The following is a 16,513-nucleotide window of genomic DNA, read 5'->3' as shown; positions in this document are numbered from 1 at the left end:
CTCATTTCAGGGCGGCGTTGACCGCGTTGCGGACCCAGTCCTCGGCGGTGATGCCGGCGGCGCGGGCCTTGGCGTTGATGGTGTCCACCACCGCCGGTGGCAGGCCGATGTCGAGCACGATCTCGTCCGCGCCGTCGATCGCATAGACGGTGCGGGTGATGCGCGCGGCGAAGCGGGTGACGCGCGCCGTCTTCTGGGCGTCGCTCAGGCTCGCCTGCGCGGCCACCACCGGGCAATAGGCGGCGACCAGGCCGTCGATGATCAGTACCTGGCGCACGCCCTGGGCGCGCAGCTTGTCGACGGCGGCATTGAGCGCGTCCGGCCGGTCGAGGGCGTCGCCGGGCGGCAGGAGCGCCTTCGCGGCGGCCGGCAGCGCCCCTTCCGGCGGCTGTGCCGGGCATGCGAACGGCGCGGCCAGCGCCGGCTGCGCGGCGCCGAGGGCGAGGACGAAAGCCGCCGCTGCGAGATGCCGAGGGTGCATGATCAGTCCCTTTCCGATCGGGTCTTGACGTCCGCCCCGCCGGGCGCCGGCGGGCCGCCGCCCCATTGTTGGCTGACAGGCGAATCGCACTCTAGCAGCTTGCCGGACGCCGTCGCGGGGACCGCGGGTCGCAGGCCGGGCCTCAGAACAGGCCGAGCATGCGGCTGCTCGCCCAGGCCAGGACCACGATCCCCAGCAGCCAGAGCCACAGATTCTCACGGCGGTAGAACGCCGCGACCGCGAACACCGCCAAAGCGAGGAGCGCGAGGATGTCGATGAGCTTCAGATAATCGGTGATCAGCTGCACCGCGGACACGCTTCTGCTCCCTGTCCCGAAGCGGCCGACCGGCCCGCATGCGGGACGCGAGCGGGGCCGGGGGCCGGCACCAGGAGTGCCATGCTTGGCGCCCCCGTGTCCAGGCGCGCCCGCCGTCGCGCTCAGGCGGCCCCGGCGGGGCCCGCGCGGTGGCGTGCCGCCAGTTGGTCGGTGGCGCGCGCCAGAAGGCCCATGTCGACGCCCACCGCGATGAAGACCGCGCCCGCCTCAAGATAGCGCTCGATCAGATGCGGCTCGGCGGTCAGCACGCCGGCCGGCTTGCCGGCGGCGCGGGTGCGGCGGATGGCGTCGCTCACCGCCTCCACCACCTCCGGATGGGATGGCGCGCCCAGATGGCCGAGGCTCGCGGCGAGGTCCGCGGGGCCGATGAACACCCCGTCCACTCCGTCCACCGCGGCGATCGCCTCGAGGTCGTCGAGCGCGGTCCTGGTCTCCACCTGCACCAGCAGACACAGCTCCTGCGCCGCCCGCGCCGCATAGTCCCTCACGCGCCCGAAGCGGGTGGCGCGCGAGGTGCCGCCGAAGCCGCGGATGCCGTCCGGCGGATAGCGCATGGCCGCCGCCGCGCGCTCCGCCTCGGCGCGGCTCTGCACGTAGGGCAGCAGCAGCGTCTGGGCCCCGATGTCGAGGAAGCGCTTGATCAGCACCGGATCGTTCCAGGCCGGCCGCACCACCGGCGAGGTGGGGTAGGGCGCCACCGCCTGGAGCTGGCCGAGCACGGTGTCGATCTCGTTCGGCGAATGCTCGGTGTCGAGCAGCAGCCAGTCGAAGCCCGCGCCCGCCACCACTTCCGCCGCGTAGGGATTGGACAGCGTGCACCACAGGCCGATCTGGCGCCGGCCCGCGGCGATGGCGTGCTTGAAGGGGTTGACGGGCAGATCCATGACGCTTGGCTCCATGGCGCGCTCCTCGGCTTGTTGGTCTCGATCGCATGGGGCGCGCGCGCCCCTTGAAGACAAGATCGAGGCGCGGCAAATTCCACCATATGGAAGAAATCGCCGAACCCGTTCCCGTGCCCGCCGGTCTCGATCGCGAGCCCCGCAGCGCCGGCCGGGCACCCACCAACACGGTCACCGGCGCACAGAGCATCCACCGCGCCTTCGGCGTGCTGCGCCTGCTGGCGAACAGCGGCGCGGGCGGCGTGCGGCTCACCGAGATCGCGCAGGATCTCGGCCTCACCCCGCCGACCGCCTACCGCATCCTCCAGGTGCTGATGGAGGAGGGGGCGGTGGAGCGCCTGCCTTCGGAGCGGCGCTACGTGGTCGGTGCCGAGGTGGCGCTGCTCGGCCTGTCGATCCGCGCCCGCGTCGGCCTGCAGGAGATTGCCGAGCCGATCCTGACGCGGCTGTGCGGCGAGGTGGGGGATGCGGTCTTCCTCACCGTGCGCTCGGGCTACGATTCCGTGTGCGCGGACCGGCGCATCGGCACCTATCCGGTGCAGGTGCTCTCCATCGGCGTCGGCTCGCGCCGGCCGCTCGGGGTGAGCGTCGGCGGCATGGCGATCCTGTCCGCGCTGCCGCCGGCGAAGGCGAGCGCCATCCTCGCCGCCAATGCGGCGCGCTTCGCGCCCTACAAGATGTCGCTCGATACCCTGGCCGCCCGCCTCGCCAAGGCGCGCGAGCAGGGCTTTGTCTATGCCGATCCGGCGATCGTGCGCAGCACGCGCGCGCTCGCCATGCCGGTCTACGATTCGGTGGGAAATCCGGCGTGCGCCATCAGCACCATCGCCATCCGCCAGCGCCTGCCGGTGAGCCGTACCGCGGCGCTGGTGAACCTGTTCCGCCGCGCGGCGGCGGAGCTGTCCGCGGCGCTCGGGGCGAAGGCGCGCCGGCGCGACTGAGGGCGCCCGCCCGCGCGGGGCGAAGCGCGGCGGACGCTCAGCTCTCCTCATCGAACGCCGCCTCGCGCAGGCGCGCGGCGCGCGGCAGCGACATCACCACCAGCAGGCCGGCGGCGAGCAGCAGCAAAGCCAGCGACAGCGGCTGGGTGAAGAACACGGTCGCGTCGCCGCCGGAGATGGTGAGCGCGCGGCGCAGGTTCTCCTCCATCAGCGGCCCGAGAACGAAGCCCAGCAGGAGCGGGGCCGGCTCGCACTGGAACTTGACGAGCACGTATCCCAGCACCCCGAACAGCGCCATCACATAGACCAGCGCCGTCGCGTTCGAGACGCTGTAGACGCCGATGGCGCACATGACGAGGATCGCCGGGTAGAGCAGGCGATAGGGGATCTTCAGCATCCGCACCCACACGCCAACCAGCGGCAAATTGAGGATGACGAGCAGCAGGTTGCCGATCCACATGCTGGCGATCAGGCCCCAGAATAGGCTCGGATTGGCGGTCATCACCTGCGGGCCGGGCTGGATGTTGTGGATGATCAGCGCGCCGATCATCATCGCCATCACGGCGTTGGAAGGCAGGCCCAGCGTGAGCATGGGGATGAAGGAGGTCTGCGCGCCCGCATTGTTGGCGCTCTCCGGCCCCGCCACGCCCTCGATCGCGCCCTTGCCGAAGCGCGAGGGATCGCGGGCGATGCGCTTCTCCAGCATGTAGCTTGCGAACGAGCCGAGGATGGCGCCGCCGCCGGGCAGGATGCCGAGGATCGCGCCGAGCCCGGTGCCGCGCACCACCGCCGGCCAGGCGGCGCGGAAATCCTTTCGCGACAGCAGGAACGAGCCCTCGCCCTCGAGCGTCACGGCGGCGCGCATCTCGTCCTTTCGCTCGAGGTTGGAGATCACCTCGGCGATCCCGAACAGGCCCATGGCCACAGCGACGAAATCGAGGCCGTCGAACAAATCGGAGATGCCGAAGGTGAAGCGAAGCACGCCGCTGTTCACGTCGGTGCCCACCAGGCCGAGGACGAGGCCCAGCACCACCATGGCCACCGCCTTCAGGACCGAGCCGTGCGCCAGCACGACGGCGGCGATCAGGCCGAGCACCATCAGCGAGAAGTATTCCGGCGCGCCGAAGCCGAGCGCCAGCCGCGAGAGGGCCGGCGCGAAGGCGGCGATGGCGAGCGTGCCCACCGTGCCGGCGAAGAACGACCCGAGCGCGGCCACCACCAGGGCCTCGCGGGCTCTGCCCTGCCGGGCCATCTGGTAGCCGTCGATAGCGGTGACCACGGAGGAGGTCTCGCCCGGCAGGTTGACCAGGATCGCCGTGGTGGAGCCGCCATACTGCGCGCCGTAATAGATGCCGGCGAGCAGGATCATGGCGGCGGTGGGATCGAGCCCGAAGGTGATCGGCAGCAGCATGGAGATGGTCGCCACCGGCCCGAGGCCGGGCAGCACGCCGATGGCCGTGCCGAGCACGGTGCCGAGCAGGCAGTAAGCGAGGTTCTGGAGGCTGAGCGCCACCGAGAAGCCGAGCACCAGATTGTCGAAGAAGCTCATGGCGGGTCCAGCCTTGGCACGGGCCGCGGCGCGTTCAGGCGGCGAAGGCCGGCCATAGCGGCACCGGCAGGCCGAGCAGGTAATAGAATAGGACGGAGGTCGCGGCGCCGAGCCCGGCGGCGATCGCGACGCTCTCGGCCGGCGACTGGCCGGCGCGCGCCACCCGGCTCACCAGCACCATGAGCGCCACCGCCGCGAACAGACCGAGGGCGTCGAGCGCGAGGCCGAACAGGACCACGGCGGCGGTGATCAGCGCCAGCGGGCGCCACGACAAGGCGACGGCGGCCGCCGCCTTGTCCTTCATCGCCACCAGAGCGATGGCGAGGCCGAGCGCCACCAGCAGCCCGGAGAGCAGCATGGGGAAGAGGCCGGGGCCGAGATGGGCCGGCGTGCCGATCCCGTAGCCGCGCGACAGGACGAACACCGCCACGCCCACGGCGACGAAGAAGAGGCCGGCGAGGACGTCTCTCGTGTTCGCGACCATGGGATTCTTCCTGTCCGGTTGAAGGAGGGCGGGAGCGGCTGTGGCGCACGCTCCCGCCCTCGCGGGACGGCGGTTCCGGCTTGCGGTCCGGGCGTCGCCCCGCGGATCATTCCGCCTTGATGTTGGCGTCCTTGATGACCTTGGTCCAGCGCGTATCGAGGGCGGCGATGTAGGCGCTGAACGCCTCGGGCTTCATGGCGCGCGCCTCGGCGCCCATGGTGGCGAAGCGCGCGATCACCTCGGGCTCGGCCAGGATCTTCGCGAGCGCGTCGGAGAGCGCCTTCACCACTGCGGCGGGCGTCTTGGCGGGCGCGAACAGGCCGGTGAAGGTGGAGGCCTCGAAGTCGGCGAACCCCACCTCCCGGAGCGTCGGGACATCGGGAAGCTGCGGCACCCGGGTCGCGGAGGTCACCGCCAGGGCGCGCGTCTTGCCGTCCTTCACATAAGGCAGGGCAACCGAGATCTGATCGAAGTTGAACTGCACGCGGCCGGCCAGCACGTCGGTGGTGGCGGGGGCATTGCCCTTGTAGTGGACCGTGGTCCAGGTGGCGCCGGAGAGCTTCTGCAGCAGCTCGCTGGCGAGGTGGTTGGTGGTGCCGGCGCCGGGCGAGGCCATGATGAGCTTGGGCTCGCTCGTCTTGGCGAGGGCGAGAAATTCCGCCGCCGTCTTGGCCGGCACCGCGGGATACACCTGCAGCACCATCGGCGTGAAGGAGATCGAGCCGACGGTCTCGAAGTCCTTGGACCAGACATAGGGCGTGCGGCCGAAGATGATGGGGCTGAACAGCAGCGGGCCGTTGGCGGCGACGAACAGGGTGTAGCCGTCGGGCGCGGCGCGGGCCACCGTCTCGCCGGCGATCATGCCGCCGGCGCCGGGCTTGTTCTCCACCACGAACGGCTTGCCGAAGATGTCCTGGAGCTTGGCGGCGATGATGCGCGCCGCGCCGTCCACGTTGCCGCCGGGCGGATAGGGCACCACGAGGCGAACGGTCTTTTCGGGCCAGGCTTGCGCCATCGCCGGTGCGGCGATCAGCGCCGCGAGCGTCGCCACGGCGCAGGCGCGGATGAGACGTCGAACCATGATCTGCCTCCCTCGTTCTGATCTTGCTTGTTCGGCTCCGATCCGGCGCACGCACCGGCATGGGCCGAAGCCCGCCGGGCGGCGCGCGAACGCATCCTTGTTGCAGCCGCATTAGGCCCTCGGCCGGGGAGCGGCAATCGGCGCCTGCAGGAACTTCCATATGATGGAAGAAACCGCCCGGGAAAGCCGGCCCCGCCGCGCTTGCCCGTGGCGCGCGGCCGGTGCGCGCCGTTCGGCCGTAAACGGGCGGGCCGGCGTGGGCTTCCAAATGATGGAAGTTTGCGCGCCTCCAGCTTGCGGCGCCGCGCCGGGCGACCTATGGGCGATGCAGTCATTACGTGCGAGCAAGTCCATGCAGATCCGGCCGGAAGAGTTCGCAGCGGAGGAAGCGTACAAGCTGCTGACTGGCATCGTGGTGCCCCGGCCCATCGCCTGGATCACCACCTTGTCGGCGACCGGCTCCGTGAACCTCGCGCCCTTCAGCGCCTTCACCTTCGTGTCCCCGAAGCCGCCCATGCTGGCGGTGAGCATCGGCCACAAGGCCGGCGTCTACAAGGACACCGCCGTCAACATCCTGCGCACCGAGGAATACGTGGTGCACATCGCCGACCAGCCGCTGATCGGCGCGGTTCATTCCAGCGCGGTGGAGCACCCGCCGCATGTCAGCGAGGCGGACCTGCTCGGCCTCCAGACCCTGCCGAGCGAGAAGGTGGCGCCGCCGCGCCTCGCCGTCGCGCCGGTCGCCATGGAGTGCCGCTTCCGCCACTGCATGGAATTCGGCGAGACCAAGAGCCGCCTGATCGTGGGCGAGGTGGTGATGATCCATCTGCGCGAGGGGCTCGCCCGCAACGGCAAGATCGATACCCGCGCGCTCAACCCCATCTGCCGCATCGCCGGGCCCAACTACGCCACCTTGGGCGAGATCGTCACCCTCTCCGCGATCGCCCAGACCCCGAAATCCTGACGCGGGCCGCCGACGCCTGAGCCGAAGGAACACGATATGAAACTCGCGAGCTATTCCGCCGCCGGAACGCCGGGCTACGGCGTCGTGACGCAAGCCGGGGTGATCGATCTCGCCCGGCGCCTTTCCGACTGCCCGACGCTGCTCGACCTGATCCGCGCGGGCGGCCTCGCGCGCGCCCGCGCGGCCGTCGAAGGCGCCGCGCCGGACTTCGCGCTCGCGGACTTGGTGCTCGATCCGCCGGTGATCGCGCCGCAGAAGATCTGGTGCATCGGCGTGAACTACGCCGACCGCAACGCCGAATACAAGGACGGCTCGGAGGCGCCCAAGTATCCGAGCCTGTTCGTGCGCTGCGCCACCTCCTTCGTCGGCCATGGCGTGCCGGTGGAGCGTCCCTTCGTCTCCACCCAGCTCGACTATGAGGGCGAGATCGCCTTCGTGATCGGCAAGGCCGGACGGCACATCTCCCGCGCGGACGCGCCGGGGCACATCTTCGGCCTCACCCTCGCCAATGAGGGGACGATCCGCGACTGGCTGCGCCACGGCAAGTTCAACGTGACCCAGGGCAAGAACTTCGACCGCTCCGGCAGCATGGGCCCGTGGATCGTCACCGCCGACGAGCTTAACCCCCTGTCCACGCTGGAGCTCACCACCCGGGTCAACGGCGAGGTGCGCCAGCACGACACCACCGACCGGCTGATGTTCCCGTTCGACGCCATCATCGCCTATCTGTCCACCTTCGCGACCCTGGTGCCGGGCGACGTGGTGCTCACCGGCACCCCCACCGGGGCCGGCGTGCGCTTCGACCCGCCGCGCTGGCTCGCCCCCGGCGACGTGGTGGAGATCGAAGCGCCGGGCATCGGCACGCTCGCCAACGGCGTCGTCGACGAGGTGCGCCCATGACCGGAAACACGATGACCGGCAACACGATGGCCCGCCCCGCGCTCACTCTGTCCCCGGCGGCGATCGCCGACGCCGCCCGCCGCCTCGACGCGGCGGAGGAGACGCGGGTGCAGATCCGCCAGCTCAGCCTCGACTGGCCGCAGATCACCATTCCCGACGCCTACGCCATCCAGCACGCCTGGATGGAGCTGAAGGCATCGCAGGGGCGCACCGTGCGCGGCCACAAGATCGGCCTCACCTCGAAGGCCATGCAGGCGGCGGTGAAGATCGCCGAGCCGGACTATGGCGTCCTGCTCGACGACATGTTCGTGCCCGAGGGCGGCACGGTCAGCTTCGACGCGCTGATCCAGCCGCGCATCGAGATGGAGCTGGCCTTCGTCCTGAAGAGCCGGCTCGCAGGCCGCGGCTGCACCGTCTTCGACGTGCTCAACGCCACCGACTATGTGGTGCCCGCCATCGAGATCCTCGACGCGCGCATCCAGCGGGTGGACCCCGAGACCGGCGCCACCCGCAAGGTGTTCGACACCATCGCCGACAACGCCGCCAATTGCGGCATCGTCACCGGCGGCCGTCCGGTGCGCCCGCTCGACGTGGACCTGCGCTGGGTGGCCGGCCTGCTCTACCGCAACGGCCAGATCGAGGAGACCGGCGTCTCCGCCGGCGTGCTCAACCATCCGGCCAACGGCGTCGCCTGGCTGGTGGACCGTCTTGCCGCCTTCGACGTGGCGCTGGAGCCGGGGCACGTGGTGCTCGCCGGCTCCTTCGTCCGCCCGGTGGATGTGCGCAAGGGCGACACCTTCCACGCCGATTACGGCCCGCTCGGCCAGGTCACCTGTCATTTCGCGTGAGGCTTCCATGGCACGCACTTCGATCTATGTGGACGCCTTTGGGCACGCCAATCCCATCCCCGCCGCGGCGCGGGTGGGCAACATCCTCGCCTCCGGGATCGTCTACGGGTTCGACCCGGCGACCGGCAAGGTGGCGCCGACGCTGGACGAACAGTGCGCGCTGATGTTCGCGCACATGCGCACCATCGTCGAGGCCGGCGGCGGCACGGTGGACGACATCGTCAAGGTCACCGTGTGGATGGCCGACCGCGCCAACCGGGCGCCCCTCAACAAGGAATGGCTGGCCATGTTCCCCGAGCCCGCCAACCGCCCCGCCCGGCAGGCCATGCAGGCCACCGAGCTCGGCAACGGCATGCTGATCCAGCTCGATTTCATGGCCGTGATTGGCGCCTGAGGCGCCATCCGCGCAAGGAGGCCTAAGGTGCCCGATTATCTTCCCTTCAATCCCAATCCGCGCGCGCCCCATACCCCGCCGCCCGCCAATGCCTGCGACAGCCAGTTCCACGTGTTCGGCGATCCGGCGCGCTATCCGGTGCGCCCCGGCGCGGTCTACGAGATGCCCACCGCCACCATTGAGGCCGGGCTCCACATGCACCGCACGCTGGGCATCACCCGCGGCGTGATCGTGCAGGCGACCACCTATGGCGCCGATCACAGCGTGGTGGTGGACGGGCTGAAGGCGGCCGGGCCCAATTATCGCGGCTGCGCCAATGCGGCGGTGTTCACGCAGGCGAGCGATGCCGATCTCGCCGACCTCGACGCCGCCGGCATCCGCGGTGCGCGCTTCTCGCGCCAGGGCCTCGGGCCGAGCCTCTCTGAGGCCGAGTTCAAGGCCGCTCTGGCGAAGACGCAGGAACTGGGCTGGTACGTGAAGGTGCAGCCGGAGGCCTCGGGCGTCGCCGCGCAGATCGCCCCGTTCGAGCATCTGGCCGTACCGGTGGTGATCGACCACATGGGCCGCCCCGATGTCGCCCGCGGCCTTGAGGACCCGAGCGTCCTCAAGGTGCTGGAGCTTCTGAAGCGCGGCAATTTCTACGTCATGCTCTCGCTCGGCGAGAAGATCTCCAAGGCGGGTCCGCCCTGGGTCGACCTGATACCCTTCGCCCGCGCCTATATCGAGGCGGCGCCCGACCGGATCATCTGGGGCAGTGACTGGCCGCATCCGGTCTCGGTGAAGCAGCCGCCCAACGAGGGCGACCTGATGGAGCTGCTGTACAGTTTTACCAGATCGGAAGAAGAGCGCTCCCGGATACTGGTCGAGAACCCGGCGCGGCTGTTCGGATTCACGGACTGACCCAGCGTCACGGTGTTTTTACGTGCATCATCGACCGGGCGGCGCGCGATGCCACCCAAGGCGTCTTGCGCCGGCGGGCGGAGTGCCGGCAATCTTGAGGCCGCGATGCCGCAGCCCTCGGCCGACGTCTGCCTCTCCGTCCGGGCCGGCTGGGACCGTCGCGCAGGCGAAGAGACGGTCATGCCGAGTTGGGAGCGCAGGACAAGTGGGAGCGGCGCGCGGCGATCCGCGGTGGGCCGCGCGCTGCGCCTCATGCCGGGCGCCGTTGCGGTGGCCCTGGCGATTGCGGCCGTCGCCGCGATCCTCGGCGGCGCCCCGGCCCGGGGGCACGCCGAGCCTAAGGCCGACCCCAAGGCCGAGCCCAAGGAAACGCCCAAGGAAACGACCAAGGACGCGGCCGGGGAGCCGGTCCGGCTGCAGATCGTCGGCGGCCTCGCGCGCGTCACCCAGTTCACCGATTTCGAGCAGCCTTTCTGGAAGAAGGAGATCACGGAGCGGACCGGCGGGCGTATCGTCGCGAGCATCACGCCGCTCGATGGCGGCGGCCTGCGCGGACAGGAGATGCTCCAGCTGATGCGGCTCGGCGTGGTGCCCTTCGGCACCGCGCTGCTGTCGGTGGCCGCCGGCGACGAGCCCGAGCTGAACGCCGTCGACCTGCCGGTGCTGAGCCCGGACATGGCCACCCTGCGGCGTTCGGTGGCGCGCTACCGTGAGCACATCGCCACGGTGCTGCGCGATCGCTACGACATCGAGCTGCTCGGCATCTATGTCTATCCCGCCCAGGTGCTGTTCTGCAAAGCCGCCTTCGCCGGCCTCGACGACATGGCCGGCCGCAAGGTGCGCACCTCGTCGGTCGGACAGTCGGAGCTGATGGCCGCGCTCGGCGCCATTCCGGTGGTGATGCCCTTCGCCGAGACGACGCAGGCGCTGCGCGACGGCGTCGTGGACTGCGCGGTGACCGGCACGCTCAGTGGCTACGAGATCGGCCTTCCGGAGGTAACCACCCACGTCCATGCCATGGCGATCAGCTGGGGGCTGTCCTTCTTCGGCGCCAATGTGAGCGCGTGGCAGGCGCTGCCGGAGGATCTGCGGGCGGAGGTCGGCGCCGGGATCGCCGACCTCGAACGCCGCATCTGGCTGCAGGCCGAGGGCGACACCGGCCGGGGGCTCGCCTGCAACACCGCCGCCGCTGCATGCGCCGGCAAGCCGGCGCGGCCCATGACCCTGGTGCCGACGTCGCCGGCGGACGAGGCGCGCCGGCGCCGGTTGCTCGAAGAGTTCGTGCTGCCGAAGTGGGTCGAGCGGTGCGGTCCCGCTTGCGCCGGCGCCTGGAACGCCTACCTTGCCGAAGTTCATTCCATACGTGTCAAGGCTGAGTGAGTTTGCGTTCCTCGTTCGACGGCGTGCGATGATCTGGCACCGTCTCAAGCTTGCCGTGGTCGCCGGGACGATCCTCATCCTGGCTATCCTGGCTGCTGGCACGGCGGTGCTCGTGGACCGCAGCGAGCGCGCCGCGCGCCGGGCTGCCGAGACCGGCCTCGAGCGCTCGGCCCAGGCGGTGGAGAACGCCCTCAACCGACAGCTGCTGCAGGTGCATGGGGCGCTCGCCAGCCTGCCGACCTTATTCGGCGCGGCCAAGGCCGCGCCCCAGATGCCGGCCGCCGCCGACATGCTGCGCGGACTGAATTTCCAGACGCTGGCGTTCCGTGACCTGATGCTGGTGGCCCCGGACGGCACCATCCTCGCCTCCGCGCGCACGCGGGGCGGGCGCCGCACCCTGCCGTTCGCGGCGCGGGAGTACATGCGCGGTTCGGCGGCGCTGGCTGGGCCCCTGCGCAATTCGATCACCGGGCAATGGTCGCTCTACGTGGTCCGTTCGGTGCCCGCCTGGAACGGGGTGCTGACGGTCGCCGAGGTCCCCATTCCCACCCTCATGAACCTGCTCGCCGAGACCGGGCTCGATCCCGGCGTGCGGATCCAGATCGAGCGGCCCGACGGCCAGCTCGTCGCCTCGCTCCCGCACAGCGAACTGGAGACCGGCGTGGTGCGCAAGGGCGCCCTCGGCACGCGCGCGCCGGACGGCGCGGCGTTCGTCACCATGGGACCCGACGGGGACCTGCTGCTGGCGGTCGTGCGCGCCTCGCTCCACGGCGATCTCAGGGTGGTGCTCACGACGCGCCTTGCCGCGGCGCTCGCCCCGTGGCGGCGCGATCGAGACCGGATGGTGGCGGCGTTCTCGGTCGGCGGCGTGCTGATCGCGGCGTTCGCCGGCGCGCTGGTCCTGGCGCTGCGGCAGCGCGAGCGGGCGGACAGCGAGCGCACGCGGGCGGCGAGCGTGCTGGCGAACGCCGTGGAGGCGATGTCGGACGGCTTTGCCATGTGGGACGGCCAAGACCGCCTCGTCACCTGCAACCAGCGCTACCGCGACCTGTTCTCGCGGATCGCCCCGTTCCTGGTGCCGGGGGAGCGCTTCGAGGACATCCTGCGCAAGGGCATCGCGGTCGGCCAGTATCCCGAGGCGGCGGACGACGTCGAGGCCTTCGTCGCCGAGCGGCTGCACCGGCATCGCACCGGCAGCGGGACGACCGAGCGGATGCTGCCCGACGGCCGCTGGGTGCTCATGACCGAGCGGCGGACCGCCGACGGCGGGATCGTCGGCATCCGCACCGACGTCACCGAGCTGAAGGCCGCCCTCGCCGAGCTCGCCGAGGCCAACACGCGCGCGACCCGCGCCGTGGCCGAGGCGCAGCGGCAGAACATCGCTCTCATGGAGCGCGAAAGCCGCATCCGCTTCCTCGCCCATCACGACGACCTCACCGGGCTGCCGAACCGCATCCTGTTCCGCGAGCGCGTGGCGGACGCGCTGCAGAGCGCTATCGACCAGGGCACGCAGATGGCGCTGCTCTATCTCGACCTCGACCGCTTCAAGGACGTGAACGACACGCTGGGCCATCCGGTGGGGGACGCGCTGCTGCGCGCCGCTTCCGAGCGGCTCGTCACCTGCGTCTCCACCCCGGAGCTGGTCGCTCGCCTCAGCGGCGACGAGTTCGCCGTCATCAGCCTTGCGCCGCGCCAGCCGGAAGCAGCCGTCGCCTTGAGCGCGCGCATCATCGAGCTGCTGGCACGGCCCTATCTGGTTCGGGGGCATTCGATCTCCATCAGCGTCAGCGTCGGCATCTCGGTGGCGCCGGCGGCGGGGACCGACGCCGACACCCTGCTGCAGCACGCCGACCTGGCGCTCTACCAGGCCAAGGCCAGCGGCCGCGGCACGCTGTGCGTCTTCGCGCCCGAGATGGGCGTGCACCTGCGGGCGCGGCTGGAGATGGAGCTGGACCTGAGCCAGGCCCTGGCCAGGGGTCAGCTGGAGCTCGCCTACCAGCCGTTCTTTACGGTCGCCTCGGGCCGGCTTTCCGGCTTCGAGGCGCTGCTGCGCTGGAACCACCCGCGCCGCGGCCTGATCGATCCGGCGGCCTTCGTGCCGCTCGCGGAGGAATCGCGCGCCATCGTCGAGATCGGCGCCTGGGCCATGCGCCGGGCGATGGCGGAGGCCGCGAGCCTGCCGCACCATCTGCGGCTCGCCATCAATCTCTCGCCGGTCCAGCTCACGTTCGGCAATCTCGGCGAGACGGTGAGGCAGGCGCTGCGCGCCGCCGGCCTCGCGCCCGAGCGGGTCGAGCTGGAGATCACCGAGACCGCCTTGTTCGCCAACGAGCAGCGCAATCTCGACGTGCTCCAGGGCCTGCGGGAGGACGGGATGCGGATCGTCCTCGACGATTTCGGCACCGGCTATTCGAGCCTCGCGCGCCTGCGTCTGTTCCCGCTGGACAAGATCAAGATCGACCGCTCGTTCGTCCACGACGCCAGCACGCAATCGGCGAGCGCGGCCATCGTCGAGGCGATCGCGGCGCTCGCCGAGCGTCTCGGCATGGGGACCACGGCGGAGGGCATCGAGACGCCGGAGCAGTGGGAGATGGTGCGCCGGGCGCGCTGCACGGAAGCCCAGGGCTTCCTGCTCGGCCGGCCCTGCTCCTTGCGGGAGGCGGCGGCGCTCGCGGCGGGCGACGAGCGGGTGCCGGAGCTGATCCGCGGCCCCGGCCGGGCGGCCGGCGCCGGCGATGTCTCCGCCTGAGCCCGGCCGAGGGCGTCCCGGCGGGCCAAATTCACAGGCGGCGGAAGCGGCCGGGGGACATGCCGAACTTGCGCTTGAACGCCCGGTAGAACACCGAAAGGTCGCCGAAGCCGCAGCGGAAGGCGATGTCGGCAAGGCCCTCTTGCGTGCCGGCGAGCGCCCGGCAGGCCATGGCGAGGCGGTGCTCCATCGTCTGCGCGCTGAACGTCGTGCCCTCTTCGTGCAAGAGGCGCTGGATGTAGCGCGGCGACAGCGCCAAAGCCTTGCCCACATGGTCGACGCCGAAGCCCGGCCGGTGCGCGTGGCAGGCGATCTCGCGATGGATCGCGGCGAGCCGCGCCGCCCGCAGGCCGCCGCTCGCGCGCTCGCGGACCTCCGCGCCGCGCCCGACGGCGAGGGTGAGGAGGTCGGCGATGTGGCGGCTGACGCATTCGGCCAGCGACGCCGAGGCGCCGGCGCTCCCGCGCAGGACGTCGAGATAGCCCACCAGCATGCGCAGCGCCTCGTTGTCCTTCACCGAGAACGGCTTGGCCACCAGCCCCTCGACCTCGATACCGCAATCGCGCAGCACCCGGCGCGGCGCGTAGAGGCCGAGCACCCGGCCGCCGTCGCGGGCCTGGGTCATCTGCTCGTCCTTGGAATCGAAGAACGCGGCCTCGCCGGCGCCGAGCCGGATCTCGCGGCCATATTGCCGGCCTTCCACCGGCCCGCCGCGCAGGTGATAGAGCATCATCACCGAGTCGTTGCCGTCCTGGGCGATATGCGCGGCGCGGCGTGACACGCGGACCGCATTGGCTTCCGCCACCGTCACCACGAACTGGCCCACCGCCAGCGTGTCGCAGGCGCCGTAGAAGCGGTCGCGGTCCGGGCAGTCGATGTCAAGGCGCAACGCCGCGTTGCTCGCCGCCTCGATCCACATGGCCGCCTTCTGGGCGGGGGTCAGGGCGTCCGGCAGATCGCGGGAGGAAAACGCGATCCGCGCCGTCGCCGCGGCGCCGCCCGCTGGATTCCCTGTCTCGGAGGTCATGGCCGCAACCATCGCTACACGCACTCACGCTATCGCTCGCGCCCAAACTTGGCAATTGGCGCACAACCGGGTGCGCCGCCGCCGAAGACGGGCCGCGGGCAGAGGTGCTAGTCGGAAAGCGCGACGGCTCGAAAGTCGGGTGGGCCGACGCCCCGAGGGGCTGGATCACGAGAACGCCATGCGGCTGGTCGAGCATTCCGCGCTGGCCCTGGCCCCGGAAAAGGCGTGCCCGGGCGCCGCGCCTGCGCGCCGGCAGCCGGGCGGCGGCCGCGCGCGCTTCCGGGGCCTTCTGCCCGCTTTCCTCCGCCGCCGCCTTGGCCCGCTGCTGGCGGCCTTGGCCGCGGCGCTCGTCCTCGCCGGACCGGCGCGGGCGGGCTGCAGCGTCGACGATCTGTGGAGCGCCACCAAGGACACGTTCCAGAACGCCCCCGTCGCGTGCAGCGCCCAGCTCGGCAACCCCGCATTCTACGCGCTGACGGCCTTCCTCGCCGCTGCCATCCAGACGCCGGAGGGCAAGGCGTTCTGCAGCGGCGTGACGGGGCTGAAGGAAGACTTCGACGACGATCAGGAAAAGCTCTCGAACTACTGGAGCTATCTCCCCGCGGACGTGCAGACCAAGCTGCAGGCGGATTTCCCCTATTTCTCGACGCTCAGCGAATCGTCGGCCGACGCGAACCTCGCGCTCGGCACCATGTCCTGCGCCTGCGCGGTGGTGACCTGGGAGGGTCCGGGCGCGGTCGCCGGCGAGGTCGGGGAATGCTTCAAGGAAGCGCTCTGCGAGATGCAGGACTTCGCGCACGAGCTTCTGCCGGACGAGTTTCCCGCCTGCACCGGTCCGCCGCCTGCGCCGCCGCAGCTGGTGGACTGCCGGCTCGACCCCAGCCGGGATGATCCCAACAGCGCGTTCGAGATCTGGGACTACGGCGTCGGCGTGGTCGGCGACGTCGGCATGTGCAACGAGCGCTATTACGCCGGCCCGATGAAGGGCGAGTTCGTGGCCGGCTTCACCTGCGAGGGCGACGTCTGCTTCTCGGACGGCCTGCTCAAAAGCGGCAGCGGCACCTATTGCTACTGCCCGCAGGCCATGCAGCAGCTCAACTGGTACAATCTCGGGGACGGCGACTGCTATCGCTATCTGACCTGCGGCTGTCCCGCGGGATCGAGCGCGGTCGGCGGGGCGGGCGGGTCCGGCTATATGTGCACCTGCAACGACACCGGCCTGCCGGTGAATGCGGACGGCACCTGTCCCAAGCCGTGCAATTGCGACTGCCCGAACAATCTGGTCCTGATCTCCAAGGACGCCAAGTCCTGCACCTGCAATTGCGGCTGCGCCGCCGGCCAGACCCGGATCGGCGACACCTGCGTGACGCCGTGCGCCGATCCGGGCCAGCTGATGCTCGAGGGTGGCACCTGCTGCGCGCCCTCCCAGGCAACCGCTTGCGGCACCTGCTGTCCGCTCGGCATGACGCCGGACGCCGCGGGCCAGAGCTGCGTCTCGGCGCTGTCCAAGCCGACCGCGCCCAAGGGGCCGCTGTTGCCGCTAAAGCTCCCCAAGCAGCTGCCGAAGGGGCCGTGAGCC

General features: G+C 70.8%; 16 protein-coding genes. 9 read left to right on the top strand and 7 right to left on the bottom strand.

Features of this window, described 5'->3' with window-relative positions; genetic code table 11:
- Position 1: 1 nt before the first annotated feature.
- The 3 genes from ABLE88_RS07810 to hpaI form a co-directional block, all read right to left on the bottom strand.
- Entirely contained in the window at positions 2-481 is a 480-nt protein-coding gene (locus ABLE88_RS07810) for a hypothetical protein (RefSeq protein ID WP_348830872.1), read from the bottom strand.
- Positions 482-623: 142 nt separating this feature from the next.
- Complete coding sequence (locus ABLE88_RS07805) at positions 624-797, bottom strand: hypothetical protein (protein WP_348830871.1); 174 nt, start codon at positions 795-797, stop codon at positions 624-626.
- A 122-nt stretch (positions 798-919) separates the two neighbouring features.
- Complete coding sequence (hpaI, locus tag ABLE88_RS07800) at positions 920-1,702, bottom strand: 4-hydroxy-2-oxoheptanedioate aldolase (protein WP_348831114.1); 783 nt, start codon at positions 1,700-1,702, stop codon at positions 920-922.
- 128 nt (positions 1,703-1,830) lie between these two features.
- Between hpaI and ABLE88_RS07795 the strand changes: the two genes are divergently transcribed.
- On the top strand, positions 1,831-2,658 hold the full coding sequence (locus tag ABLE88_RS07795; protein WP_348830870.1) for an IclR family transcriptional regulator: 828 nt from the start codon (positions 1,831-1,833) through the stop codon (positions 2,656-2,658).
- 37 nt (positions 2,659-2,695) lie between these two features.
- Here the strand turns inward: ABLE88_RS07795 and ABLE88_RS07790 are convergent, their stop codons facing one another.
- The 3 genes from ABLE88_RS07790 to ABLE88_RS07780 all read right to left on the bottom strand — a co-directional run bounded on the left by ABLE88_RS07790 (position 2,696) and on the right by ABLE88_RS07780 (position 5,772).
- On the bottom strand, positions 2,696-4,207 hold the full coding sequence (locus ABLE88_RS07790) for a tripartite tricarboxylate transporter permease (protein ID WP_348830869.1): 1,512 nt from the start codon (positions 4,205-4,207) through the stop codon (positions 2,696-2,698).
- Between the two features lie 34 nt (positions 4,208-4,241).
- The gene (locus ABLE88_RS07785; RefSeq protein ID WP_348830868.1) at positions 4,242-4,691 is read right to left on the bottom strand and encodes a tripartite tricarboxylate transporter TctB family protein; all 450 of its coding nucleotides are present in this window, start codon (positions 4,689-4,691) and stop codon (positions 4,242-4,244) included.
- A 106-nt stretch (positions 4,692-4,797) separates the two neighbouring features.
- Complete coding sequence (locus ABLE88_RS07780) at positions 4,798-5,772, bottom strand: Bug family tripartite tricarboxylate transporter substrate binding protein (protein WP_348830867.1); 975 nt, start codon at positions 5,770-5,772, stop codon at positions 4,798-4,800.
- A 325-nt stretch (positions 5,773-6,097) separates the two neighbouring features.
- Between ABLE88_RS07780 and ABLE88_RS07775 the strand changes: the two genes are divergently transcribed.
- From ABLE88_RS07775 to ABLE88_RS07745, 7 genes are all read left to right on the top strand, one after another.
- Positions 6,098-6,736: a flavin reductase family protein gene (locus tag ABLE88_RS07775; RefSeq protein WP_348830865.1), complete on the top strand. Its 639-nt coding sequence runs from the start codon at positions 6,098-6,100 to the stop codon at positions 6,734-6,736.
- Between the two features lie 36 nt (positions 6,737-6,772).
- Entirely contained in the window at positions 6,773-7,636 is an 864-nt protein-coding gene (locus ABLE88_RS07770) for a fumarylacetoacetate hydrolase family protein (RefSeq protein ID WP_348830864.1), read from the top strand.
- 26 nt (positions 7,637-7,662) lie between these two features.
- Positions 7,663-8,484, top strand: coding sequence for a 2-oxo-hept-4-ene-1,7-dioate hydratase (hpaH, locus tag ABLE88_RS07765; protein WP_348831113.1), 822 nt, complete (start codon positions 7,663-7,665; stop codon positions 8,482-8,484).
- Positions 8,485-8,491: 7 nt separating this feature from the next.
- Complete coding sequence (locus tag ABLE88_RS07760) at positions 8,492-8,878, top strand: RidA family protein (RefSeq protein ID WP_348830863.1); 387 nt, start codon at positions 8,492-8,494, stop codon at positions 8,876-8,878.
- A gap of 27 nt (positions 8,879-8,905) precedes the next feature.
- Entirely contained in the window at positions 8,906-9,778 is an 873-nt protein-coding gene (locus ABLE88_RS07755; RefSeq protein ID WP_348830862.1) for an amidohydrolase family protein, read from the top strand.
- 270 nt (positions 9,779-10,048) lie between these two features.
- Positions 10,049-11,158, top strand: coding sequence for a TRAP transporter substrate-binding protein (locus ABLE88_RS07750; RefSeq protein WP_348830861.1), 1,110 nt, complete (start codon positions 10,049-10,051; stop codon positions 11,156-11,158).
- 28 nt (positions 11,159-11,186) lie between these two features.
- Positions 11,187-13,907 carry a bifunctional diguanylate cyclase/phosphodiesterase gene (locus tag ABLE88_RS07745; protein WP_348830860.1) on the top strand — a complete coding sequence of 907 codons (2,721 nt, stop codon included), beginning with the start codon at positions 11,187-11,189 and terminating at the stop codon, positions 13,905-13,907.
- 31 nt (positions 13,908-13,938) lie between these two features.
- Here ABLE88_RS07745 and ABLE88_RS07740 read toward each other — a convergent pair whose 3' ends face one another.
- Positions 13,939-14,934, bottom strand: a complete 996-nt coding sequence (locus ABLE88_RS07740; RefSeq protein WP_348830859.1) for a helix-turn-helix transcriptional regulator — start codon at positions 14,932-14,934, stop codon at positions 13,939-13,941.
- 139 nt (positions 14,935-15,073) lie between these two features.
- Between ABLE88_RS07740 and ABLE88_RS07735 the strand changes: the two genes are divergently transcribed.
- Positions 15,074-16,510 (top strand): hypothetical protein, encoded by a 1,437-nt coding sequence (locus tag ABLE88_RS07735; RefSeq protein WP_348830858.1) that lies wholly within the window; start codon positions 15,074-15,076, stop codon positions 16,508-16,510.
- Positions 16,511-16,513: the final 3 nt, after the last annotated feature.

It is taken from the genome of Xanthobacter luteus (genome assembly GCF_040049235.1).
Lineage (GTDB): Bacteria > Pseudomonadota > Alphaproteobacteria > Rhizobiales > Xanthobacteraceae > Xanthobacter.
This window is presented reverse-complemented; position numbering and strand designations above follow the sequence as displayed.